The organism is Pseudomonas sp. GW460-LB5 (assembly GCF_059423245.1).
This window is the reverse complement of record NZ_JBWKXT010000017.1, coordinates 46,462-68,877: the sequence shown is the minus strand read 5'-3', so window position 1 is coordinate 68,877 and position 22,416 is coordinate 46,462. Positions and strand designations below refer to the sequence as shown.

Here is a 22,416-nt window from a genome sequence, read left to right as displayed (position 1 = left end):
CTGGAATCGGTAGGGTGAGTTGGAAGCGCTATGCCGGGTTAACCGAACGAGATTGGAAAAAGGGAACCGGGTTGGAAGATTTTTTGACCGGCTCCAACGAATTTGCCAGCACCGGCACAGCGGGATCCAACTACCGTGTCGCCTGCTTCGCGGGCTTGCCCGCTCCCACAGGTACTACGCAGGCTGCGGGTTCACACCGCATCTGTGGGAGCGGGCATGCCCGCGAAGAACCCAGCGCGATGTACCGGTATCAAACCGGCTCGACTGTGACCCACCAAGGCGTCAGCCGCTGCACCCGCACCGGTAATGCCGCTTGCAACAAGGCCAGTGCGCGATCGGTATCGTTGAGCGGGAAGGCACCCATCACCGACAGCTTGGCGACATCCGGGTGCCAACCCAGGTGCCCGTGGCGATAGCGTCCCAGCGTTTGCAGCAAATGCCCCAATGGCATGTCTTCGGCATTGAGACGGTGATAAATCCACGACTCGCCGGCGCTTTGGGCCGGGCGGGTGGTGCTGATTGCCTGAGCGCTAAAGTCCACCTGCTGGCCCGCTGGCACGATGCAGCGCTCGCCGCTTTGCGCCGTGCATACCTCAACAGCGCCGGCGTATACATCCAGCCGGGTATTTTCGCCCAGCTGGCACACTGCAAAGCGTGTTCCCAGGGCCTGCATGCGGCCTTGCGCAGTGTCGACGAAGAAAGGGCGGCGCGGGTCGTGGGCGGTTTCCACCAGCAGCTCGCCAAAGCGCAGCCGCAGTACCCGGCTGAATGTGGAGAACTGCGTGTCCACGGCACTCTGCGCCCCTAGCCACAACTGGCTGCCATCGGCCAGACGGGTTTCGCGCACTTCACCAATGCCGGTGGCCATGTCGGCACCCCAGCCCGACAACGGCGCGCCGTGCGACGCCCGCCAGCCAAGCAGGGAGCCTGCGCCAAGCACCAGCAGCGACTTGAGCCCGGTGCGCCGGGTGAAGCGACGCGCATCGTGCTCACGCAGTGCCCGGCCCGCAGCCGCACCTTCGGCCTGCAACGGGGCAAAACGCTGGCCGACCCGTTGCACATAGTGCCAGGCCGCCTGATGGTCGCCGTGCTGGTCAAACCAGAGTTGCCATTGCGTGCGCAACTGCGGTGCGGCGTTTTCGTCCTGCAATTGCACGTACCAGTGTGCGGCTTGCTGCAGGCTGGCGTGGCTGAGTTTGTGCACGGGCGAGGTCATGGCGTCACTCCACCAGCAAGCCGTCGAGTTCGGCTTCAAGAATCGCGCAATGCACAAACGCCTGGGCCAGGTACTTTTTGATCATGCGTTCGCTTACCCCGACGTGCGCGGCAATATCGCGGTAGGCCAGGCCATCGATCTGCGCCAGCAGGAATGCCTGGCGCACTTTGCCCGGCAAACGCTGCAACATTGCGTCCACCTCGTGCAGGGTCTCGACAATGATCGCGCGCTGTTCGGGGGAGGGCTGCAGGGCCTCGGGCTGCAAGGCCAACTGCTGCAACCAGGCTTGTTCCAGCTTCTGCCGGCGCCAGTGGTCCACGCACAGGCCGCGGGCGATGGTGGCCAGGTACGAGCGTTCGCCACGTTCGCCGTCGAACTGCCGTGGGCGCTTGAGGATGCGCACGAAGGTGTCTTGCACCAGGTCGGCCGCATCGCAGCGGCTGCCCAGCCGGCGATACAGAAAGCCGAGCAACCAGCGTGAGTGGCTGTGGTACAGGCTATGGAGCGAGGTGTTCAACTCTGGGATCGAAACCACGGCGGCATCCGGCGCAAGCGCATACTGGTGCGAATGAGAAATGATCTCAATATTAGGGGCGCCAGAAAAATACTGCAATCACTGCAAAGCTTGCGGGCATCCCCTGGGACAACCCGTCACCTTGACGCGAGGACCGACAATTTGTTTGCGCTGGCATTTCGGATACAATCAGAAAAACGATTCAGCCCTGTCGGTCAATTCGACAAAAGGCCGAGTCGTTTTCTGGTTCTCTGGCTGCCGAACAATGATCAACAACAAGCCTGCGCTGAAGAACACGGAACACCTGGGCCAGCCACAGGCCCTCCCTCCGTTCTCCTGACTGGAATAGATCAATGTTCAAGAAAGCTGGCAAGACCTTGCTGGGTCTGGCTGTCGCTGCGAGCTTCATGCAAGCGCACGCCGCAGAAACCAAAAAAGTAGACGTGCTGCTGGTCGGCGGCGGCATCATGAGCTCCACCCTGGCCGTGTGGCTGCACGAGCTGGAGCCAAGCTGGTCGATGGAAATGGTCGAGCGCCTGGACGGCGTGGCTGAAGAAAGCTCCAACGGCTGGAACAACGCCGGTACCGGCCACTCCGCGTTGGCCGAGCTGAACTACACCCCGGAAGACAAAGACGGCAACGTCAACATCTCCAAGGCCATCGAAATCAACGAAGCCTTCCAGATTTCCCGTCAGTTCTGGGCCTGGCAGGTCCGTCAGGGCGTGCTGAAGAACCCGCACTCGTTCATCAACACCACACCGCACATGAGCTTTGTGTGGGGCGATGACAACATCAAGTTCCTGAAAAAGCGCTACGACGCGCTGCAGGCCAGCCCGCTGTTCCGCCCGATGCAGTACTCCGAGGACCACGCGCAGATCGCCAAGTGGGTCCCGCTGATGATGGAAGGCCGCGACCCGAACCAGAAGCTGGCCGTGACCTGGACGCCAATCGGCACCGACGTCAACTTTGGCGAGATCACCCGCCAGATGGTTGGCCACCTGAAGACCCAGGACAACTTTGACCTGAAGCTTTCCAGCGAAGTGCAAGACATCACCCGCAACAAGGACGGCTCCTGGCACGTCGAGTACAAGAACCTGAAGGACGGTACTGAATCGGCTACCGATGCCAAGTTCCTGTTCATCGGTGCCGGCGGTGGCGCACTGAAGCTGCTGCAGAAGTCGGGTATTCCTGAAGCCAAGGAATACGCAGGCTTCCCGGTGGGCGGCTCGTTCCTGGTGACCGAGAACCCGACCGTGGCCATGCAGCACATGGCCAAGGCTTACGGCATTGCCTCGACCGGCGCGCCACCCATGTCGGTACCGCACCTGGACACCCGCGTGCTGGACGGCAAGCGCGTGATCCTGTTTGGCCCATTCGCCACGTTCTCGACCAAGTTCCTGAAGAATGGCTCGTACCTGGACCTGCTGAGCAGCACCACCACCCACAACGTGTGGCCGATGACCAAGGTCGGTATCGACCAGTACCCGCTGGTGGAATACCTCGCTGGCCAGCTGATGCTGTCTGACGATGACCGTTTCGAAGCCCTGCGCACCTACTTCCCGAATGCCAAGAAGGAAGACTGGCGCCTGTGGCAGGCCGGCCAGCGTGTGCAGATCATCAAGCGTGATGCCGACAAGGGCGGCGTGCTGAAGCTGGGTACCGAAGTGGTTGCGTCCGAAGACCGTACCATTGCCGGCCTGCTGGGCGCCTCGCCCGGTGCTTCGACTGCTGCGCCGATCATGCTCACCGTGCTGGAAACCGTGTTCAAGGAGAAGGTCGCTACCCCAGAGTGGCAGGCCAAGATCAAACAGATCGTGCCGAGCTACGGCACCAAGCTGAACGACTCGGCAGCGGCCACCCAGAAAGAGTGGAACTACACCGCTGAAGTGTTGCAGCTGGAGAAACCGCCGGTGATCGACGCCAGCGTTGACTTCGGTGGCGCGGCAAGCCAGCCGGTTGAAAGCAAGCCTGAGAACGACATGGCGCTGTAATCGGCCATTGTTGTGAAAGAAGCCACGGGGGTGACCTCGTGGTTTTTTTTTGGCGCTTCACTAACCGCCAGGGCGTGCGGCAAACATCATCGCTGGCGCAGGATGCATTCCAGCAGCCCGGGAAACCGCTCGCCCAGCATTTCGCTGCGTAGCGAATTCATGTGGGTGGTCCCCACATTGCGGGTATGTACCAACCCCGCATCACGTAGCACGCGGAAATGGTGGGACATGCTCGACTTGGGCCGCCCCCCGTCCAGCTCGCCACAGCTGGCTTCGGCGACGCCGGCCAGATGGCGGACGATTTCCAGGCGCACGGGGTCGCTGAGCGCATAGAGCAGGCGTTCAAGAATCAGGTCTTCAGCGTTGGGATGTTTATAGGCTCGCATGGCCGACATGATAACGGGGGTTTCACTAATTGCCATAGTTCGATTATGATCGAACAACAGTATTCAGATGAACCCGGAGTTTCCCATGTCCGCACTGTTCGAACCCTATACCCTCAAAGACGTTACCCTGCGTAACCGCATCGCCATTCCGCCGATGTGCCAATACATGGCCGAAGACGGCATGATCAACGACTGGCACCACGTGCACCTGGCCGGCCTGGCCCGTGGGGGGGCCGGCCTGCTGGTGGTCGAGGCCACTGCGGTGGCACCAGAAGGGCGCATCACCCCCGGGTGTGCCGGTATCTGGAGCGATGCTCACGCCCAGGCGTTCGTACCCGTGGTGCAGGCCATCAAGGCTGCTGGTGCCGTGCCGGGCATCCAGATCGCCCACGCCGGGCGCAAGGCCAGCGCCAACCGCCCATGGGAAGGTGACGACCACATCGCTGCCGACGACGCCCGCGGCTGGGAGACCATTGCTCCGTCCGCCATCGCCTTTGGCGCGAACCTGCCGAAAGTGCCACGCGAAATGACGCTGGGCGACATCGCCCGGGTCAAGCAAGATTTCGTCGATGCCGCCCGCCGAGCGCGTGATGCCGGCTTCGAGTGGATCGAGCTGCATTTTGCCCACGGTTACCTGGGCCAGAGCTTCTTCTCCGAGCACTCCAACAAGCGTACCGACGCCTACGGTGGCAGCTTCGACAACCGCAGCCGCTTCCTGCTGGAAACCCTGGCTGCGGTGCGTGAAGTGTGGCCAGAGAACCTGCCTTTGACCGCGCGTTTTGGTGTGCTGGAATACGATGGCCGTGACGAGCAGACCCTGGAAGAGTCGATCGAACTGGCGCGCCGCTTCAAGGCCGGTGGCCTTGACCTGCTGAGCGTGAGTGTCGGTTTCACCATTCCCGAGACCAACATCCCGTGGGGCCCGGCGTTCATGGGGCCGATTGCCGAGCGTGTGCGCCGTGAGGCGAAGCTGCCGGTGACTTCGGCGTGGGGCTTTGGCACGCCGCAACTGGCGGAAGGGGCACTGCAGGCCAACCAGCTGGACCTGGTGTCAGTGGGGCGCGCACACCTGGCCGACCCGCACTGGGCGTACTTTGCGGCCAAGGAACTGGGGGTGGAGAAAGCTTCCTGGACCTTGCCGGCGCCGTATGCGCACTGGCTTGAGCGTTATCGCTGAGGCTTGTAGGGGCTGCCATGCAGCCCATTCGCGGCACAAGGCCGCTCCTACAGGATAACGCGAGCTCTTTGTAGGAGCGGCCTTGTGCCGCGAATGGGCCGCCCGGCGGCCCCCGAATCTAGAACCGATCCAACCGGTAGGCTCCCACCGCTGGCCCCGCGGCCCGCTCAGCCAACCGCCCCACCCATTCCGCCGTCACCGCCGCCTGGGTCAACCCCAGGTGCTGATGCCCAAACGCCAACAGCACCCGCCCATCGCACACCCTGTCGATCACCGGCAACGAGTCCGGCAACGAAGGCCTGAAACCCATCCACGGCGTTGCCCCGTCGATGCTCAAGTCGTGCCGGAACAACCCCTTGCTCAACCGGTGCAACTGCCACGCCCGCTGCATGCTCGGCGGTGCTTCCAGCCCGGCAAACTCCACCGTGCCAGCCAGGCGCAAGCCTTCGGCTATGGGCGTCATGATGAACTTGCGCTCCAGCGAGGTGACTGCAAACGGCAGGCGCTGGTGCTCACCCGGCAACATCAGGTGGTAGCCACGTTCTGTGTCCAGCGGCACCCGCTTGCCTGTCAGCGCAGCGGTCAGTTTCGCAGAATGGGCACCACAGCTGACAAGCACCTGGCGGGCATTGAGCGTGCCCTGGTCGCTGGCCAGGCTCACGCCGGCACTGTGCAACTGCCCGCCATCGACCTGCGCCTGGACAAAGCGCACGCCGCTGGCCTTGGCCGCCTCGAACAGTTCGCACACTACCCGGTAAGGGTCGATGAAGTGCCCGGTGCGCGGAAAGAACAGCCCGCCCAGCAGTGACGGGCTCAGTTGCGGCGCTGCTTCGCGCACGGTTTCAGCCGACCAGAAGTCCACCGGAACCGCCTGCTGTTGCATGCGGGTGCGCAACGCCTGCAGTGCCTGGCGTGACTCAGGCTTCTCGAACACCAGCAGTGAGCCATCCTCTTGAAACAGTTCGCTGCGCCCGATCGAGCCCAGCAGCCGCTGCCAGGCACCCAGGCTGCCTTCGTTCAGCGTGCGTATGCCGGCCACACTGCGCTGGAACGGCGCCGGGCGCAGGTTGAGCAGCAGGCGGGTGAACCAGGGCAAGGCCTTGGGCAGGTACTTCCAGTCCAGGCGCAGCGGGCCCATCGGGTCTAGCAACATGCGCGGCAGGCGCTTGAGGATCGACAGGTCGGCAATCGGGAACACCTGCTCGGTGGCCAGGTGCCCGGCGTTGCCCCAGGACGCGCCCAGGCCGGGTGCCTGACGGTCTACCAGCAGTACCCGGCGGCCCTGGCGGGCCAGTTGCAGGGCACAGGCGACGCCGACAATGCCGGCGCCAACCACGGCGATATCGGCTTCAGGGGTTTGGACCATGCTCAGCCTTCCCGTTTGCCGTCAAGCAGGCGCCGCAGCTGCAGCGGGTTGCCGTGCTTCAGCGCCTGCGGCAGCAGCGCATCGGGGAAGTCCTGGTAGCACACCGGGCGCAGGAAACGCAGGATCGCCGCCGTGCCCACCGAGGTGGTGCGGGCATCGGAGGTGGCCGGGAACGGCCCGCCGTGGACCATGGCATCGCACACCTCGACACCGGTCGGCCAGCCGTTGACCAGAATGCGCCCGGCCTTGCGTTCAAGGGTTGGCAGCAGCGCGCGGGCGCTGTCGATGTCGGCATCGTCCAGTTGCAAGGTCGCGGTCAACTGGCCCTCCAGATGCTCGGCCACTCGGCGTACCTGTTCATCGCTCGCGCAGGCCACCACCAGCGACGCTGCGCCGAACACTTCGGCCTGCAAGGTCGGGTCGGCCAGGAAGGCTTCGGCCTCGGTCACGAACAAGTGCGCCTGGCATTGGTTGGGGCCTTGTCCGGCCTGGCCACTGGCCGCCACCCGGGCATTGGCGTTTTCCGCCAGGTCACCGACACCGGCCTGGTAAGCACTGAAGATGCCAGGGGTGAGCATGGTCTGCGCGGCAGCCTGGCGAACGTGCTTGCAGGCGGCGTCGATAAACCGCTGTAACGCCGGGCCTTGGCGGGCGATCACCAGGCCGGGGTTGGTGCAGAACTGGCCGGCACCTTGGGTCAGCGAGGCGACGAAGCCTTGTGCCAGCGCATCGCCGCGGGCCCGCAGGGCCGCCTCGAACAGGAACACCGGGTTGATCGAGCTCATTTCGGCGTACACCGGGATCGGTTCCGGGCGTGCCTGGGCCGCCTGGCACAGCGCGATACCCCCGCTGCGTGAGCCGGTGAAGCCAACGGCCTTGATGCGCGGGTCGCTGACCAGCGCAATGCCGACTTCACGGCCGGAGCCGTACAGCAGCGAGAATACCCCGGCCGGCAAGCCGCACAGCTTCACCGCTTGCGCCACCGCCTGGCCGACCAGTTCGCTGGTGCCCGGGTGGGCGCTGTGGGCCTTGACCACCACTGGGCAGCCAGCAGCCAATGCCGACGCGGTGTCGCCACCGGCCACCGAGAAGGCCAGCGGGAAATTGCTGGCGCCGAATACGGCTACCGGCCCCAGGGCAACCTGGCGCTGGCGCAGGTCGGCGCGCGGCAAGGGCTGGCGGTCTGGCTGGGCGTTGTCCACCCGCACATCCAGCCATTCACCGGCCCGCACTACCCGGGCGAAGGTACGCAGCTGGGTGCAGGTGCGGCCACGCTCACCCTGAATGCGAGCCTTGGGCAGGCCGCTTTCGGCCACGGCGCGGTCGATCAGGGTATCGCCCAGCGCTTCGACCTGCGTGGCGATGGTTTCGAGGAACTGGGCCCGTTGTTCGAGCGTGGTTTCGCGGTAGGCATCGAACGCCGCCCAGGCCAGGGCGCAGGCTTGCGCCACCTGTTCGCCAGTGCCGCCGAGGTAGGCGGGTTCCAGCGCCTGGCCGGTGGCCGGGTCGATGGCGTGGATGGCTTCGCGGCTGCCGGTTACCGGCGTCTGGCCAATCAGCAGGTTGCCTGTGAGGGTCATGTAGCCTCCTTGTGAATCGAATTCGGGTATCAAGGGCTTGTGGGAGCAACTGTCTTGCTCAATAGCTGGAAGCTTGCGCGATCATTGGGGGAGCGGGCTTGTGCCGCGAACACCGGCAAAGCCGGTGCCAGGCACCGCGTCGCCTGCTTCGCGGGCCAAGCCCGCTCCCACAGAGAACGCGGCGGGGCCTTGGTAATCAGGCGATGTTCTGCTCGGCCGACCAGTTGGCGTACCAGCTGCGGAACAGCGCGTATTGCTGCTCGGCATAGTTGCGCTGGGCGTCGGTCAGCACGTCGGTTTCGTTGAAATGCAGGCTGTACTCGCTGTCGCCGTTCAGCACCATCAGGTGCTTGTAATACAGCACCAGGTCGCAGCCCTCATCGAACGACGACAGCACCGCCAGCGCCGCTTCCAGTTCGCGCGCCAGGCGACGGGCCTTGGCATCGCCTTTGGCCGCCTGCTTGCTCAGGCTCACCAGGTGCAGCACCTCACGCGGAAGGGCATTGCCGATGCCGGTGATGGCGCCGGTGGCGTTGCAGTTGACGAAGCCATGCACCACCTGGGTATCCACGCCCACCATCAGGGTCACGTCGTCATCCTTGGAGGTGATGTGCTCGGCGGCATAACGCAGGTCGGCACCACCGCCGAACTCCTTGAAGCCGATCAGGTTGGGGAATTCGCGACGCAGCTCGAAGAACAGATCGGCGCGGGTGGCGAAGCCGTAATAGGGGCTGTTGTAGATCACCGCTGGCAGCTTGGGCGCGGCGGCGAGGATGGCCGAGAAGTGGTGCTTCTGGGCGATCAGCGAGGCACCGCGGCTGAGCACGCGGGGGATGACCATCAGGCCGGCGGCGCCGACCTTGGCGGCGTGGGCGGCATGGGATACCGCTTCACGGGTGTTCACCGCGCCAGTGCCGACAATGGTCGGGATGCCGGCGGCCACCAGGCGCGCCACGCCTTCCTGGCGCTCGGCCTCGGTCAGCAGTGGCCAGTCGCCCATCGAACCGCAGTACACCACGGCGCTCATGCCGGCCTCGATCAGCTGGTGGCCCTTGCGCACCAGCGCGTCAAAGTCCGGCTTGCGCGCGGCGGTGCACGGGGTCATCAGGGCGGGCATGGTGCCGGTGAAGAGGTTGTCAGTCATTGTTGTTACTCCTGGCGAAATGGGGTTTTCGGAAAAGCCGGGGCTCAGATGCCCCAGGCGAACGGGTCCTGTTCGTCGATCAGCAGGGTGCTGTCGGCGGTCATGTAGGCGCGGCCGGTGATGAACGGGCGAATGTGCTCGCCGTCGCGCTCGTAGCGGCCATGGAACTGGCTACCGGTGATACTGGCCTGTACCCAGGTCTGGCCCTCGGCAAGCTTGCCGTCGGCGGCCAGGCAGGCCAGCTTGGCGCTGGTGCCGGTGCCGCACGGGGAGCGGTCGTAGGCCTTGCCGGGGCACATCACGAAGTTGCGGCTGTCGGCGTTGGCGTCGTCGGCAAACAGCTCGACGTGGTCGATAGGCGCGCCGTTTTCGCCGGTGATGCCCTGGGTTTCGAGGGCTTTGAGCATGGCCCAGGTGTACTCGGTCAGCGCTTCACGGTTGGCCAACTCGATACGCTGGCCGTGTTCGGAAACGAGGAAGAACCAGTTGCCGCCCCAGGCGATGTCGCCGCGCACCACGCCATGGCCGGGCACGTCCACCGCAACCTGCTGGCGGTAGCGGTAGGAGGGCACGTTGCCGATGGTGATGGCACCGTCTTCATGCAGGGTGGCGCTGACCTGGCCAACCGGGGTGTCAATCTTGTGTACGCCCGGTGTGATCAGGCCCAGGTGCTGTAACGAGGCGACCAGGCCGATGGTGCCGTGGCCGCACATGTTCAGGTAGCCGGCGTTGTTGAAGAAGATCACCCCGCAGGTCGCATCAGCCGACACCGGCGGGCAGTACAGCGCGCCGACCAGCACATCGTTGCCGCGTGGCTCCAGCAGGCAGGCACGGCGCCATGGGTCGTGCAGCTCGCGCAGCTCGTCGCGCTGTTCGGCCATGCTGCGGCCGTGCAGTTGCGGGAAGCCCTTCATCACCAGGCGGGTTGGCTCGCCGCCAGTGTGAGAGTCGATGACGTGAATCTGTTTCATGGCTTGTCCCTTGCGTAAAAGATCAGGAAGCGACGGCAGCAGGGCGGCCGGTGTGGGTTTCAGCGCTGGCTTCGCTTTCGTCTTCACCTTCCAGGCGCACAAGGTGGGCAGGCACGCCCGTCGCGGCGCCCCAGTAGTAGATGCCCAGCGCGCAGGCGGCCACGGCCACGGTGTCGAGCGGGTGGCCGATTACCCCCAGGCCGCCAAAGCTGCCCAGCCACGACAGCAGGATGGTCACCGCGTAGAAACCGATCAGCCATGCCGAGGAGCGAACTTGCTGGGCCAGCGACAGGTGCTGGGTGGGTACGAAACGGCCACACAGCAGGTACAGCACGAACATCACGATTTGCAGGGCCAGCAGCCACGACACGGTGTTCCAGCCCGACCAGTACACGATCAGCCCGGCGATGATGAACGACAGCGGGCCGAGCACGGCCATGCCCTTGACCCGGAACGGGCGCGGCATCTGTGGCGCATTGCGGCGCAGGGCGGCGACGGTGACCGGGGCGACGGCGTAGCTCAGGACCAAGGCAGCGGAGACCACGTTGATCAGCGCTTCCCACGATGGGAACGGCAGGGTCCAGAACACCGACAGGCCAAACGTCAGCCACAGGGCCGGGCGCGGGATGCCGGATTCTGCATCGATGCGGGTGAAGTACTTGAAGAAGGTGCCAGTCTGCGCCCAACCATAGATCACCCGCGGGGTGGCGTTCATGTAGATGTTGCCGCAGCCGCTGGGCGAGATCACGGCGTCGGCCACCACCAGGTAAGCGAGCCAGCCGACGCCCAGGGCCAGGGCGATGTCACGGTAAGGCAGGGCCAGTTCCTTGGTCACGCTGGCCCAGCCGTTGGCCAGCATTTCGGTCGGCACGCTGCCGAGGAAGGCCAGTTGCAGCAGGGCGTATATCGCGGTGGACAGCAGCACCGACAAAATCAGTGCAATAGGGATGGTGCGCTGTGGGTTCTTCACCTCGCTGGCCACTGAAATGATCGGCGTCAGGCCCAGGTAGGCGAAGATGATGCCGCCGGCCGATACGGCCATTTCCACGCCGGACAGGCCGAACGGGGCAAAGCCCTGGACCTCGAAGTTTTCTGGCTTGAAGAAGGTGAACAGTACGCCGATCACCAGCAGCGGCACGATGAACTTGAACACGCTGACCAGGTTGTTGGCCTTGGCGAAGGTTTTCACGCTGCGGTAGTTGAGGAAGAAGAACAGCCCCAGCAAGGCAAACTGCACCAACCAGCCGAGCACGGTCGGGTCGCTGGAGCCGGCCTTGGTGAGCCCGGGGAACCAGGCGGCGGCGTATTGGCGTGAGGCGACCACTTCGATGGCGATCAGGCTGGAAAAGGCGATCAGGGTGATGAAACCCATCAGGTAGCCGAGCAGTGGGCCGTGTGAGTAAACGGGGTAGCGCACCACGCCACCGGCGCGGGGCAGGGCAGCGCCCAGCTCGCAGTAGATGATGCCCAGCAGCAGTACGGCAAAACCGCCGAGGAACCAGGAGAGGATGCCGGCCGGGCCTGCGATGGCCGACACGTGGCTGGCGGCAAACAGCCAGCCGGAGCCGAAGATGGCACCCAGGCCGATGAAGGTGAGGTCCAGCAGTGATAACTGTTTTTTGAATTTGCCTGACATGGGTTCGCCTTTTTGTTGGTTATTGGATAGGCAGGTCTGATGTCACGAGATGCGGCTTTTTGGGCCGCGCTCTTGTAGGACTTGGGCGGCTTGCGTGGGGCATAGAGTGAACCGGTCGGGGCGACGGTTCTTGATGGTTTTCTGCAGGGGGGATGACGAAATCGGCACAGTTGCAAAAAATGCTGGCGGCCAGGGTGTGCTGGTGGATAGGCTGTAGGCCATACCGGATAAGGGTTTGAGAGAGACATTGCCAGTGCTGGCCTCTTCGCAGCACAAGGCGGCTCCTACAAGAACCGCATGGCTATCAAGCCTTCTGCGGTCGCTGCAGGAGCAGCCGTGCGCTGCGAAGAGGCGGGCCCAGCAAACCGAGATAGAGAAGATGACCAATACCCCCCTGGCAACCCTCTACCAGTCCCTCGACCAGCACCGCCCCGCCACCCTCGAGGCCCTGCTCGCCGGTGTATCGCTGCTGCTGCCGATCCTCGACGCCATCCCCAACGCTGCGATCTTCATCAAGGACCCGGCCGCCCGCTATGTGCTGGCCAACAACACCCTGGTCCAGCGTTGCGGCCTCAAGCGCCTGCAACCGCTGCTGGGCAAGACCAGCGCCGAAGTGTTCCCGGCGCAGCTGGGGCCCGGCTACACCGAACAGGACCGCCGGGTGCTCAAGGAAGGCAGGGTGCTGGAGGACCAGCTGGAGCTGCACCTGTACGGCAGCCGCGAGCCTGGTTGGTGCCTGACCCACAAGCGCCCGTTGTACAACCAGGCGGGTGAGATCATCGGCCTGGTTGGCATTTCGGTCGACCTGCAATCAGCCGCCGACAGTCACCCTGCCTATCAACGCCTGGCCGCGGTGGACGAGCACATTCGCCAGCATTTTCACCAGCCGATCAGCATGGGCGAGCTCACCCGTATCGCCAATATTTCCGTGGCCCAGCTGGAGCGCTACTGCAAGCGGGTGTTCCACCTCACGCCCCGGCAGATGATCCACAAGGCGCGCCTGGAGCACGCCCACCGCCTGTTGCATTCGGACCTGCCCATCACCGAAGTGGCAATGTGCTGCGGCTATACCGACCACAGCGCCTTCAGCCGCCAGTTCAAGCAACTGACCGGCTTTACCCCGCGCCAGTACCGCCAGGCAACCAGCGATCAGGTGGCTTGAAACAGCACCCGGGCCTCGGCAAAGCACTGTTCGGCAATCGCCGAGCGCGGCTCGCTGCGGCGCAGCAGCAGGCCGACCGGGCTGTGAATGGCGGCGTCGGCCACCGGCAGGATGCGCAGGTGCTCGCTGAGGTCTTCCAGGCCGCAGTCCAGCGGCATGATCGCGCAGCACATGCCGGTATTGATGGCCTGGATCAGCTGGAAGGTCGAGTCGCTTTCCAGCACCGCATTCGGCTCCAGACCGCGGCTGCGGAAGCTCAGGTCCAGCGATTGACGGTAGTGCATGCCCTTGCTCAGCAAGCCCAGTGGTATGTCACTGAGGGCATCCCAGCGCAGCGGGGCGTCGGCGAATTGAAAGTGCCGGGTGTCGTGCAACAGGCCCATGGTGGTGGTGCCCAGTTCGATCACTTCGAAAAAGCTGGTGTTGACCTGGTCCAGGTAGCAGATACCCAGGTCGAGCTGGTTGCGGCTGAGCCCGTCGATGACTTGTTCCGAGCTTAGCGAGCTGAGCTGAAAGTGCAGTTCGGGGTATTTTTCGCGCAGTGGCAGCAGCAGGTGCATGGGGTTGAAGCTGGCCAGCGGCACCGTACCCAGGCGCAGGCTACCGACCACTTGGCCGCGGCAGCTGGCGGCCTCGGCTTGCAGGCCATCGTGGGCTGCGAGCAAGGTGCGGGCCCAGGCCAGGATGCGCTCGCCGGCCTCGGTAAAACCTTCGAAGCGCTGGCCGCGCTTGACCAGCACCAGCTCCAGTTCGTCCTCCAGGTTACGCAGGCGCATGGACAGCGTTGGCTGGGTGATATGGCACAGCGCCGCCGCCTGGCCGAAGTGGCGGGTCTGGTCGAGGGCGATGAGGAACTTGAGCTGCTTGATGTCCATGAAAGTGCCTGGCGTCTGGTTATGCAGACCTTAACCCACGTCTGCGATAGATGTCATTGATCGCCCGGTACGCCATATCGATTGGACGCCCTCGGGCCGTGCCTCTAGCGTGTCGACAATGCCATTCAAGGAGTTTTACCGTGCGCGTCCAACCCGATGCGGTCTTCGTACCGCTGAACATCGCCGTGCTGACCGTCAGCGACACCCGTACCTATGACAATGACACCTCCGGTGAACTGCTGGCCAGCCGTTCGGTAGAGGTCGGCCACCGGCTGGTGGCGCGGGCGTTGCTCAAGGACGACCTGTACAAGATTCGCGCGCAGGTGGCGACCTGGATTGCCGACGAGCAGGTGCAGGTGGTGCTGATTACCGGCGGCACCGGCTTTACCGGGCGAGACAGCACGCCGGAGGCAGTTGAGTGCCTGCTGGACAAGCGCATCGACGGTTTTGGCGAGCTGTTCCGGGCGTTGTCAATTCTGGATATCGGCACCTCGACCGTCCAGAGCCGGGCATTGGCCGGGTTGTCCAACCGCACGTTGGTGTGCTGCCTGCCGGGTTCGACCGGCGCCTGCCGCACGGGGTGGGAGGGGATTCTGGCCGAGCAGCTGGATGCCCGGCATCGGCCTTGTAATTTCGTGAAGCACCTGACCCCGGTAAGAGTGATGTCGGGGCGTAGTAACGACTGCCATCATCAGATATACATTTAAGGCGCAAAGCCTCAGTGAGCTGATAGACGGTCAGCGGCCGCTAGGGTTGAAGCGTGATAATATACGCCCTTGCCGAATTGAAATCATGTAGCGTTGGCTATCGACACTTGAGTCTAGCTTGTAAGTGCGACCATGGTATAGGGGCTCCATCCCGCCCTCCTGGTGTAGAAGGTCGGCCAGGGTTCTGAGTGTTTTATTTTGATCGGCATTGTAGTACTTGCTGGTTACCGAATCGAGAGGCAATGGTAATGTTGGGAGTTGCTCAAATCGTTCGGCGGCAGTTAGAAGAGGGCGATCGAGTCGTTTGCTTCCCGATATTTTTCCTTCGGCAAATCCCCAAACGGAGCCGAATTTCATGCCATCCTGCTTTCCGATTTCATGTCCTTTAATGAGTCCTTCTTCATACCCAGCCCTGCGGCCGGCATTGAGTCCTTCGTCATACCCAGTCTTGCGGCCGGCATTGAGTCCTTCGTCATACCCAGTCTTGCGGCCGGCATTGAATCCTTTGTGATATTCACTACTGGCGGCAGCGCTTCCCTCGTTGTAGCCTTGTTGTCGGCCATGCTCAAAAGCGACATCATATTTTTTTGTATTAGGGGTTCGGAGTATATGTTTCTTGAACCAACCCCATCGCGATCTCCCGGAAGGGTCAGTGTAATTTATAGGGTCGCACCCACAATAAGCATACCCATTGATATTACCTTCTGCAAAAGGGCTTCGGTCGTCATAACTGTTGAATCTCATTGTTATCGGGTTGAAGGCTCGGCGGCTGCCTAATAGATAGCATCCTGTCCCGGCTTGCCGCAGTTGGCCGGTAAAGCCCAGTAGTGATTTGATTAGAAGTGGATCGATATACCCGTATGGGGTGAATGCTAATTCGTGCTGCTCAGCGTTTATCGAGCTAACTATTGTAGAACCTAGGCGGTCAGTGCTTAGCATGCGGGTGTGGGCTATTGCGTCCCCGCCTGCTAGTACCTTTTCAGCAAGTGGCAATTTTCCGCCGTGCATGATAGCAGTGTGTTCTTTGCCTTGAATAAGTAAGCTTAATTTGTTTCCGTTGTAAAATACGCGTTGAGGACTTGGGCTTTTCATGGTGGCGCTTCCGTAGAAATAACCTCACCTTAACTCGTCTCTGGATACTGTAAACTGGTAAAAATGCTAGTGGCTTTAAGGCTGGATTCTATGCGAGCAGGCTTTTTAATTACTCAGCGCAATACATAGTCCACAGGTAGGAGCAACGGCGGCAGCGGCTCGACTCCAAGAGCCCCAAGCACATCGCGCTCCACAGTCCGCACCATGGCATCAGTAGGCAAGTCGTTCTCATCGCGCCCGAACGGGTCTTCCAGCTCGTTGCCAATGGCATCCAGTCCGAAGAACGTGTACCCCACGATGGTGGTGAACAGGGGTGCCAGCCAGCCCAGCGGCTCGGCCAGGGCAAACGGTAACAGCAGGCAGAAGATGTAGATGGTGCGGTGCAGCAGCAGCGTATAGGGGAACGGCAACGGGGTGCCCTTGATCCGCTCACAGGTGGCCTGTACTTCGGTCAGCCCCACCAGCCGTTGCTCCAGCAGGCTGTAGCGCCAGTCGCTGATCTGCTGTTGTGCGGCCAACTGCGAACAGTGTTCGCCAATCTCACGCAGGATGCCGTCGCACACGTTGTGCGGGCTGATCCTCTCAGGCCGGGCCAGCCACGGCCGAGCGGCTGCCAGATCATCCTCGTTACGAAGCCGTGCATTCAGTGCATGGGCAAAACCGCACAGGCTGCGCAGCAGCTCCGTACGCAGGTGGTCGTCAGCAATCACCACGCTTTCGCGCACGAACGAGCGGGTTTCGATGATCAGCTTGCCCCAGGCCTTGCGGCCCTCCCACCAGCGGTCATAGCAGGCGTTGTTGCGAAAGCTCATGAAGATCGACAGCGACAGGCCAAGCAAGGTGAACGGCGTGGCGCTCACCGGGTAGAAAAACGCCGGGTAATGGCGCTCGATCAGCACGATCAGCGCTGCCAGCAGGGTCACCATCAGGCAGCGCAGGGCAATGCGCTTGACGATCGAACCCTTGAGGGTGAACAGCACACGCAGCACATCAGGGGTTGGGTGGACGATCATGGATATCCAGAGACGGCCGCTTAGCCGCCGGTCATGTTCATGAAGCGCAGGATCTGCACGTCGCCACCGACTTCGAAGTGATGGCGGTACGGCTTGAGGTGCAGCGAATCGCGGATGGCCTTTTCCAGGCGTTCGGCGTTGCCGGGGTGGGCGCGTAGCACGTGCTTGAGGTCCACCGAGTGTTCATTGCCCAGGCACAGCAGCAGCCGGCCTTCGACCGTCAGCCGTACGCGGTTGCAGGTGGCGCAGAAGTTGTGGCTGTGCGGCGAAATGAAGCCTACCCGGGTGTTCGCTTCTGCCAGACGCCAGTAACGGGCGGGGCCCTGGGACGACTCGGTGGATTCGATCAGGGTGAACTGCTCGGCCAGGCGCGCGCGTACTTCGTCGCTGGAGCAGAACGACTCGCCGCGCTCGTGTTCGCTGATCACCCCTAGCGGCATTTCTTCGATGAAGGTGATGTCCAGTTCGCGATCGATGGCAAAGCGCACCAGGTCGACCAGTTCATGGTCGTTGCGCCCTTTGAGCACCACGCAGTTGAGCTTGGTGCGCTTGAAGCCGGCTTGGCGCGCGGCGTCGATGCCAGCGATGACCTGATGCAGGTCGCCGGTGCGGGTCAGTTGCTTGAAACGGTCGGCATCCAGGCTGTCGAGGCTGATGTTCAGGCGCGAGACCCCCGCGTCGAACAGTGGCTGTGCCAGGCGCCCGAGTTGCGAGCCGTTACTGGTCAGGCACAGTTCGCGCAGGCCGGGCAGGGCTGCGATGCGCCCGCACAGGTCGACGATGCCCTGGCGTACCAGTGGTTCGCCGCCGGTCAGGCGGATCTTACGGGTGCCCAGGGCGACGAAGCGCTCGGCCACCTGGAACAGTTCTTCGAGGCTGAGGATCTGCTGGCGCGGCAGAAACTGCATGTCTTCGGCCATGCAGTAGACGCAACGGAAGTCACAGCGGTCGGTGACCGACATCCGCAGGTAGTCGATTTTCCGGTTGAAGCCGTCAATCAGGGCCCGGCTGTTCTGTTCCACGTTCGCGCTCGAATGGGTTGGGACACATCTCCAAGCTATAACCTGGCCGCAGGGGCGTCAAATTGCTTTGTCCGACTGCTTGATCGACGGCCTCTATCATGGCTGCAACCACATTCCCGGCCCATGATCGAAACCGCTTATCACACCGTAAGATCTTTCGATTGGACGCCCCTGCCTCACGCTCAATAGGCTGGAAAAAAGCATCGAAGCGTGAGGATTCATCGCATGAGCCAGGACGAACACATCAGGGACTACAAGGGCGCCGCCGCCGGTTGGGGGGCGCTCAAGAGCGTCACCAAAAGCTGGCTGGGCAGCGAAAATGCCTTCAAGAACCTGCGGGCCATGCTCAAGACCAACCAGAACGGCGGCTTCGACTGCCCCGGCTGTGCGTGGGGCGAGTCGCCGGAAAGCGACATGGTCAAGTTCTGCGAAAACGGCGCCAAGGCGGTTAACTGGGAGGCGACCGGTCGCTCGGTCGACCCGGCTTTCTTCGCCAAATACAGCGTCAGCGCGCTGAGGGAGCAGACCGACTACTGGCTCGAATACCAAGGCCGCCTCACACACCCGATGCGTTACGACGCTGCCATCGATCACTATGTCGAAACCACCTGGCAGGAGGCCTTCGAGCTGGTCGCCAGGCACCTGCGTGCGCTGCAGTCGCCAGATGAGGCCGAGTTCTACACCTCGGGCCGGGCCAGCAACGAGGCGGCGTTCCTCTACCAGCTGTTCGTGCGCGCTTACGGCACCAACAACTTCCCCGATTGCTCGAACATGTGCCACGAAGCCAGCGGCGCAGGCATGTCGGAAACCCTCGGGGTGGGCAAGGGCACCGTGGTGTTCCACGACCTGGAGCTGGCCGACGCCATCTTTGTCATCGGCCAGAACCCCGGCACCAACCACCCGCGCATGCTCGAACCGCTGCGTGAAGCTGTCAAGCGTGGGGCACAGGTGGTCTGCTTCAACCCGCTCAAAGAGCGTGGTCTGGAGCGCTTCCAGCACCCGCAGCACCCGTTCGAAATGCTCAGCAACGGCTCCGAGCCGACGTCCAGCGCCTACTTCCGCCCGGCCTTGGGGGGGGACATGGCAGCCATGCGCGGCATTGCCAAGTTCCTGTTGCAGTGGGAGCGCGAAGCCCAGGCCAAGGGCGAGCCGGCGGTGTTCGACCATGCCTTCATCGCCGAGCACACCAGCGGCGTCGATGACTACCTGGCAGCGGTGGACGCCACCTCTTGGGAACACATCGTCAAACAGTCGGGCCTGACCCTGGCCGAGATCGAGCTGGCCGCACGCATGTACCGCAAGGCCGAGCGGGTGATCATGTGCTGGGCCATGGGCGTCACCCAGCACCGCCATTCGGTGCCTACCGTGCAGGAAATCGTCAACCTGCAGTTGCTGCGCGGCAACGTTGGCAAGCCTGGGGCCGGCCTGTCGCCGGTGCGCGGCCACAGCAACGTGCAGGGCGACCGCACCATGGGCATTGACGAGAAGCCCAAGCCGGCGTTGCTCGACGCCATCGAAAAACGCTTCCAGTTCCGTGTGCCGCGTGCCCACGGGCACAACGCGGTGCTGGCGATCAAAGCCATGGAGGAGGGGCGGGCCAAGGTGTTCATCGCCCTGGGCGGCAACTTCGCCCAAGCCACCCCGGACACCCCGCGCACCCACGCGGCATTGCAGAACTGCGCGTTGACCGTGCAGATTTCCACCAAGCTCAACCGCTCGCACCTGGTCACCGGCCGCGATGCACTGATCCTGCCGTGCCTGGGCCGTACCGAAATCGACCTGCAGGCCGAAGGGCCGCAAGGCGTGACCGTGGAGGACACCTTCAGCATGGTGCACCTCTCCAACGGCCAGTTGCGCCCACGCTCGCCGCACATGCGCTCGGAGCCGTGGATCATCGCCGGCATGGCCAAGGCCACGCTGGGCAACCAGCCGATCGACTGGGAGTATGCGGTGGCCGACTACAACCGCATTCGTGACATGATCGCCGACGTGATCCCAGGTTTCACCGGCTTCAACGAACGCCTGCATAGCCCGGGCGGTTTCCACCTGGGCAACAATGCCGCCGATCGCAACTTCCGCACGACCACGGGCAAGGCTCGCTTCATGCCCCACGCACTGCCGGAAGAGTTGATCAACGCCAAGGTATTGGCCCGGGGTGACAAGCCCGACCTGATCCTGCAGACGCTGCGCTCGCATGACCAGTACAACACCACCCTGTATGGCCTGGATGACCGCTACCGCGGGGTGTTTGGCCTGCGTGAAGTGGTGTTCGTCAACGAGGCCGACATCCGCCGCATGGGCTTTGAGCCGGGTGAGCAGGTGGACCTGGTGTCGCTGTGGGAGGACGGCGTGGAACGGCGCGTTTCTGGGTTCCGCCTGGTGGCGTATGACGTGCCTGAGGGGCAGGCGGCGGCTTATTACCCGGAGACCAACCCACTGGTGCCGCTGGAAAGTTATGGCGAGGGGACCTACACCCCTACCTCGAAATTTGTGGCGATCAAGGTCGAGAAAGCCAAGGCAGGGAACCGCATTGCGGCGGTGTTGGCCGCGGATTGACGGGTTGCCTGCAAGGGCCCTATCGCCGGCAAGCCAGCTCCCACAGGGACTGCACAGCTTTCAGAACCTGTGATAAACCTGTGGGAGCTGGCCTGCCGGCGATAGGGCCGGTGCAGCCATACAGAATCAGGAACGATGCACCGGATAAGCCGTGGTGTACTTCATCTGCTCCATGGCAAAACTGGAGGTGATGTTCGACAGCCCATCGGTGCGGGTAATCAGCTTTTTGTAGAACCGGTCATACGCCGCAATATCCCCCACCACCACCCGCAGCATGTAGTCCCAGTCCCCCGACATGCGATAGAACTCCATCACTTCCTCAAACCCGGTCACGGTCGCGGCAAACTGCTCCAGCCAGGCGCTGTCATGGCGCTGGGTCTTGAGCTGGACGAACACCGTCAGCCCCAGCCCCAGGCGTTCGGGGTCCAGCAGGGCGACACGGCCGAGTATGTAGCCTTCTTCTTCCAGGCGCTTGACCCGCTTCCAGCACGGCGTGGTGGACAGGTTGACGGCCTCGGCCAGGTCCTTGAGCGCGATCGAGGCATCGCGCTGAAGCAGGGTAAGTATGTGCTGGTCGAAACTGTCCATATCGCGCGCGGGCCGTGTAGAAAAATTTTTCACAGATTACCCCAAGGCCAGACGATTTGGGTTGTGCGATAGTTGCAGCCTTCACTCTGCCAATGGGCCTGACCATGTCCGACAAGCCGCGCAATTTCGCCACCCGTACCATTCACGCCGGGGAGCAGTTCAGCGTTGCCGAAAACGCCATTTTCCCGGCTATCGTCACCGCCAGCTCTTTCACCAAGCGCAGCCTGGACGACAAGCCGGAATACTCCTACAGCCGCGTCGGCAACCCTACCCGGCATGCCTACGAAACCTGTGTCGCTGCCCTTGAAGAAGGCGTGGGCGCTGTGGCCTGTGCCTCGGGCGTCAATGCCACCGCAACCGTGCTTGAGCTGCTGCCCAAGGATGCCCACGTGGTGGTGATGAACGGCGTGTATGGCGGCACCTTCCGCATTCTGGAGGACTACCGCAGCCGTACCTCGGGCCTGACCACCACCTATGTCGACCTCAACGACCTTGAGGCTGTGGCCGCCGCCATCAAGCCGCAAACCCAGCTGATCTGGATCGAGTCGCCGACCAACCCGTTGCTGCACCTGGTCGACATCAAGGCGGTGTGCGACCTGGCCAAGGCGCGGGGCATCCTGACCTGCATCGACAACACCTTCTGCTCACCGTGGAACCAGCGCCCGATCACCTTGGGCGTGGACCTGGTGATGCACTCCGCCAGCAAATACATCGGCGGCCACTCCGACCTGACCGGTGGCGTGGTAGTGGCGGCCAATGATGCACTGCTGGCACGCCTGCGCCGCTTCAGCATGGCGATTGGCGCGGTGCAGGGGCCATTTGACTGTTACCTCGCCCTGCGCGGCCTGAAGACCCTGGATGTGCGCATGGAGCGCCAGTGTGCCAACGCCCTGCAGGTGGCACGCTTTCTCGAAGGGCATGCGCAGATCGAGCAGGTGTATTACCCGGGGCTGGAAAGCCACCCCCAGCATGAACTGTGCAAACGCCAGATGCGCAGTGGCGGGGCGGTGGTGGCGATGAAGGTGAAGGGCGACCGCGCCGCGCTCAACCGCCTGGTGGAGGCGTTGCAGATCTTTGTGCTGGCCGACTCGCTGGGCGGGGTGGAGAGCATGATCAACCACTCGTGGACCATGTCGCATTGCTCGCTGAGCCCGGAGCAGAAAGGCGTAATGGGGATCAGCGAGAACCTGCTGCGGTTGTCGATGGGGATCGAGGATTACCGCGACCTGATCGAGGACCTGGATGGTGCTTTGAAGGCATCAGCGGCGGGCTGATATAAACGCGGTCTTGTGGGAGCGGCCTTGTGCCGCGAAAGGGCCGCAGCGCGGCCCCGGCAATCTATGCGTTATTGCTGAAACCTTGGGGCCGCTACGCAGCCCTTTCGCGGCGCAAGGCCGCTCCCACATGGCGCGTTCAGGCC

At 63.1% G+C, this 22,416-nt stretch carries 19 protein-coding genes; 6 read left to right on the top strand and 13 right to left on the bottom strand.

Annotated features, from left to right (window positions below):
- Positions 1-250: 250 nt before the first annotated feature.
- Together AC07XM_RS12955 and AC07XM_RS12950 are read right to left on the bottom strand one after the other, a co-directional pair.
- Positions 251-1,216, bottom strand: a complete 966-nt coding sequence (locus tag AC07XM_RS12955) for a FecR domain-containing protein (RefSeq protein ID WP_102690086.1) — start codon at positions 1,214-1,216, stop codon at positions 251-253.
- 4 nt (positions 1,217-1,220) lie between these two features.
- Entirely contained in the window at positions 1,221-1,751 is a 531-nt protein-coding gene (locus AC07XM_RS12950) for a sigma-70 family RNA polymerase sigma factor (protein ID WP_016488625.1), read from the bottom strand.
- A gap of 332 nt (positions 1,752-2,083) precedes the next feature.
- Here AC07XM_RS12950 and mqo point away from each other — a divergent pair, with 332 nt between their 5' ends.
- A complete protein-coding gene (mqo, locus tag AC07XM_RS12945) occupies positions 2,084-3,721 on the top strand; it encodes a malate dehydrogenase (quinone) (protein WP_016488624.1) in 1,638 nt (545 codons plus the stop codon).
- Positions 3,722-3,807: 86 nt separating this feature from the next.
- Here mqo and AC07XM_RS12940 read toward each other — a convergent pair whose 3' ends face one another.
- A complete protein-coding gene (locus tag AC07XM_RS12940; RefSeq protein ID WP_016488623.1) occupies positions 3,808-4,143 on the bottom strand; it encodes an ArsR/SmtB family transcription factor in 336 nt (111 codons plus the stop codon).
- Positions 4,144-4,192: 49 nt separating this feature from the next.
- Here AC07XM_RS12940 and xenA point away from each other — a divergent pair, with 49 nt between their 5' ends.
- Positions 4,193-5,284, top strand: coding sequence for a xenobiotic reductase XenA (xenA, locus tag AC07XM_RS12935; RefSeq protein ID WP_016488622.1), 1,092 nt, complete (start codon positions 4,193-4,195; stop codon positions 5,282-5,284).
- Positions 5,285-5,402: 118 nt separating this feature from the next.
- Here xenA and AC07XM_RS12930 read toward each other — a convergent pair whose 3' ends face one another.
- The 5 genes from AC07XM_RS12930 to AC07XM_RS12910 form a co-directional block, all read right to left on the bottom strand.
- On the bottom strand, positions 5,403-6,650 hold the full coding sequence (locus tag AC07XM_RS12930; RefSeq protein ID WP_102690085.1) for an NAD(P)/FAD-dependent oxidoreductase: 1,248 nt from the start codon (positions 6,648-6,650) through the stop codon (positions 5,403-5,405).
- Between the two features lie 2 nt (positions 6,651-6,652).
- Entirely contained in the window at positions 6,653-8,230 is a 1,578-nt protein-coding gene (locus tag AC07XM_RS12925) for an aldehyde dehydrogenase (NADP(+)) (RefSeq protein WP_102690084.1), read from the bottom strand.
- 196 nt (positions 8,231-8,426) lie between these two features.
- The gene (locus AC07XM_RS12920) at positions 8,427-9,374 is read right to left on the bottom strand and encodes a dihydrodipicolinate synthase family protein (RefSeq protein ID WP_016488619.1); all 948 of its coding nucleotides are present in this window, start codon (positions 9,372-9,374) and stop codon (positions 8,427-8,429) included.
- Positions 9,375-9,418: 44 nt separating this feature from the next.
- A complete protein-coding gene (locus AC07XM_RS12915) occupies positions 9,419-10,345 on the bottom strand; it encodes a 4-hydroxyproline epimerase (protein ID WP_023047730.1) in 927 nt (308 codons plus the stop codon).
- A 22-nt stretch (positions 10,346-10,367) separates the two neighbouring features.
- Positions 10,368-11,981: an APC family permease gene (locus tag AC07XM_RS12910; RefSeq protein ID WP_102689715.1), complete on the bottom strand. Its 1,614-nt coding sequence runs from the start codon at positions 11,979-11,981 to the stop codon at positions 10,368-10,370.
- A gap of 379 nt (positions 11,982-12,360) precedes the next feature.
- Between AC07XM_RS12910 and AC07XM_RS12905 the strand changes: the two genes are divergently transcribed.
- Positions 12,361-13,143 carry an AraC family transcriptional regulator gene (locus AC07XM_RS12905; protein ID WP_016488616.1) on the top strand — a complete coding sequence of 261 codons (783 nt, stop codon included), beginning with the start codon at positions 12,361-12,363 and terminating at the stop codon, positions 13,141-13,143.
- Here AC07XM_RS12905 and AC07XM_RS12900 read toward each other — a convergent pair.
- Positions 13,131-14,018: a LysR family transcriptional regulator gene (locus tag AC07XM_RS12900; RefSeq protein WP_016488615.1), complete on the bottom strand. Its 888-nt coding sequence runs from the start codon at positions 14,016-14,018 to the stop codon at positions 13,131-13,133. The two genes, AC07XM_RS12905 and AC07XM_RS12900, sit on opposite strands and share 13 nt — an antisense overlap.
- 140 nt (positions 14,019-14,158) lie before the next feature.
- On the opposite strand from AC07XM_RS12900, the gene moaB reads away from it, so the two are divergent.
- A complete protein-coding gene (gene moaB, locus AC07XM_RS12895; protein ID WP_016488614.1) occupies positions 14,159-14,725 on the top strand; it encodes a molybdenum cofactor biosynthesis protein B in 567 nt (188 codons plus the stop codon).
- 30 nt (positions 14,726-14,755) lie between these two features.
- On the opposite strand, the gene AC07XM_RS12890 is transcribed toward moaB, so the two are convergent.
- The 3 genes from AC07XM_RS12890 to moaA form a co-directional block, all read right to left on the bottom strand.
- Complete coding sequence (locus AC07XM_RS12890) at positions 14,756-15,817, bottom strand: RHS repeat-associated core domain-containing protein (protein ID WP_080641082.1); 1,062 nt, start codon at positions 15,815-15,817, stop codon at positions 14,756-14,758.
- A gap of 113 nt (positions 15,818-15,930) precedes the next feature.
- Entirely contained in the window at positions 15,931-16,830 is a 900-nt protein-coding gene (locus tag AC07XM_RS12885; RefSeq protein ID WP_016488612.1) for a bestrophin family protein, read from the bottom strand.
- 20 nt (positions 16,831-16,850) lie between these two features.
- Positions 16,851-17,852, bottom strand: coding sequence for a GTP 3',8-cyclase MoaA (moaA, locus tag AC07XM_RS12880; RefSeq protein ID WP_016488611.1), 1,002 nt, complete (start codon positions 17,850-17,852; stop codon positions 16,851-16,853).
- Positions 17,853-18,077: 225 nt separating this feature from the next.
- Here moaA and AC07XM_RS12875 point away from each other — a divergent pair, with 225 nt between their 5' ends.
- On the top strand, positions 18,078-20,408 hold the full coding sequence (locus AC07XM_RS12875; RefSeq protein WP_102689714.1) for an FdhF/YdeP family oxidoreductase: 2,331 nt from the start codon (positions 18,078-18,080) through the stop codon (positions 20,406-20,408).
- A gap of 126 nt (positions 20,409-20,534) precedes the next feature.
- On the opposite strand, the gene AC07XM_RS12870 is transcribed toward AC07XM_RS12875, so the two are convergent.
- Positions 20,535-20,996, bottom strand: coding sequence for an Lrp/AsnC family transcriptional regulator (locus tag AC07XM_RS12870; RefSeq protein WP_016488609.1), 462 nt, complete (start codon positions 20,994-20,996; stop codon positions 20,535-20,537).
- 92 nt (positions 20,997-21,088) lie between these two features.
- Here AC07XM_RS12870 and AC07XM_RS12865 point away from each other — a divergent pair, with 92 nt between their 5' ends.
- On the top strand, positions 21,089-22,270 hold the full coding sequence (locus tag AC07XM_RS12865; RefSeq protein WP_102689713.1) for a trans-sulfuration enzyme family protein: 1,182 nt from the start codon (positions 21,089-21,091) through the stop codon (positions 22,268-22,270).
- The last annotated feature ends 146 nt before the right edge of the window (positions 22,271-22,416 follow it).

Excerpts from the sequence above, each read along its gene's own strand:
- AC07XM_RS12875 (WP_102689714.1), top strand. The coding sequence starts at position 18,078 with ATGAGCCAGGACGAACACATCAGGGACTACAAGGGCGCCGCCGCCGGT.
- AC07XM_RS12920 (WP_016488619.1), bottom strand. The coding sequence starts at position 9,374 with ATGACTGACAACCTCTTCACCGGCACCATGCCCGCCCTGATGACCCCG.
- AC07XM_RS12925 (WP_102690084.1), bottom strand. The coding sequence starts at position 8,230 with ATGACCCTCACAGGCAACCTGCTGATTGGCCAGACGCCGGTAACCGGC.
- xenA (WP_016488622.1), top strand. The coding sequence starts at position 4,193 with ATGTCCGCACTGTTCGAACCCTATACCCTCAAAGACGTTACCCTGCGT.
- AC07XM_RS12930 (WP_102690085.1), bottom strand. The coding sequence starts at position 6,650 with ATGGTCCAAACCCCTGAAGCCGATATCGCCGTGGTTGGCGCCGGCATT.
- AC07XM_RS12900 (WP_016488615.1), bottom strand. The coding sequence starts at position 14,018 with ATGGACATCAAGCAGCTCAAGTTCCTCATCGCCCTCGACCAGACCCGC.
- AC07XM_RS12885 (WP_016488612.1), bottom strand. The coding sequence starts at position 16,830 with ATGATCGTCCACCCAACCCCTGATGTGCTGCGTGTGCTGTTCACCCTC.
- AC07XM_RS12915 (WP_023047730.1), bottom strand. The coding sequence starts at position 10,345 with ATGAAACAGATTCACGTCATCGACTCTCACACTGGCGGCGAGCCAACC.
- AC07XM_RS12955 (WP_102690086.1), bottom strand. The coding sequence starts at position 1,216 with ATGACCTCGCCCGTGCACAAACTCAGCCACGCCAGCCTGCAGCAAGCC.
- AC07XM_RS12910 (WP_102689715.1), bottom strand. The coding sequence starts at position 11,981 with ATGTCAGGCAAATTCAAAAAACAGTTATCACTGCTGGACCTCACCTTC.
- AC07XM_RS12890 (WP_080641082.1), bottom strand. The coding sequence starts at position 15,817 with ATGAAAAGCCCAAGTCCTCAACGCGTATTTTACAACGGAAACAAATTA.
- AC07XM_RS12865 (WP_102689713.1), top strand. The coding sequence starts at position 21,089 with ATGGGCCTGACCATGTCCGACAAGCCGCGCAATTTCGCCACCCGTACC.
- AC07XM_RS12870 (WP_016488609.1), bottom strand. The coding sequence starts at position 20,996 with ATGGACAGTTTCGACCAGCACATACTTACCCTGCTTCAGCGCGATGCC.
- mqo (WP_016488624.1), top strand. The coding sequence starts at position 2,084 with ATGTTCAAGAAAGCTGGCAAGACCTTGCTGGGTCTGGCTGTCGCTGCG.
- AC07XM_RS12940 (WP_016488623.1), bottom strand. The coding sequence starts at position 4,143 with ATGGCAATTAGTGAAACCCCCGTTATCATGTCGGCCATGCGAGCCTAT.
- AC07XM_RS12905 (WP_016488616.1), top strand. The coding sequence starts at position 12,361 with ATGACCAATACCCCCCTGGCAACCCTCTACCAGTCCCTCGACCAGCAC.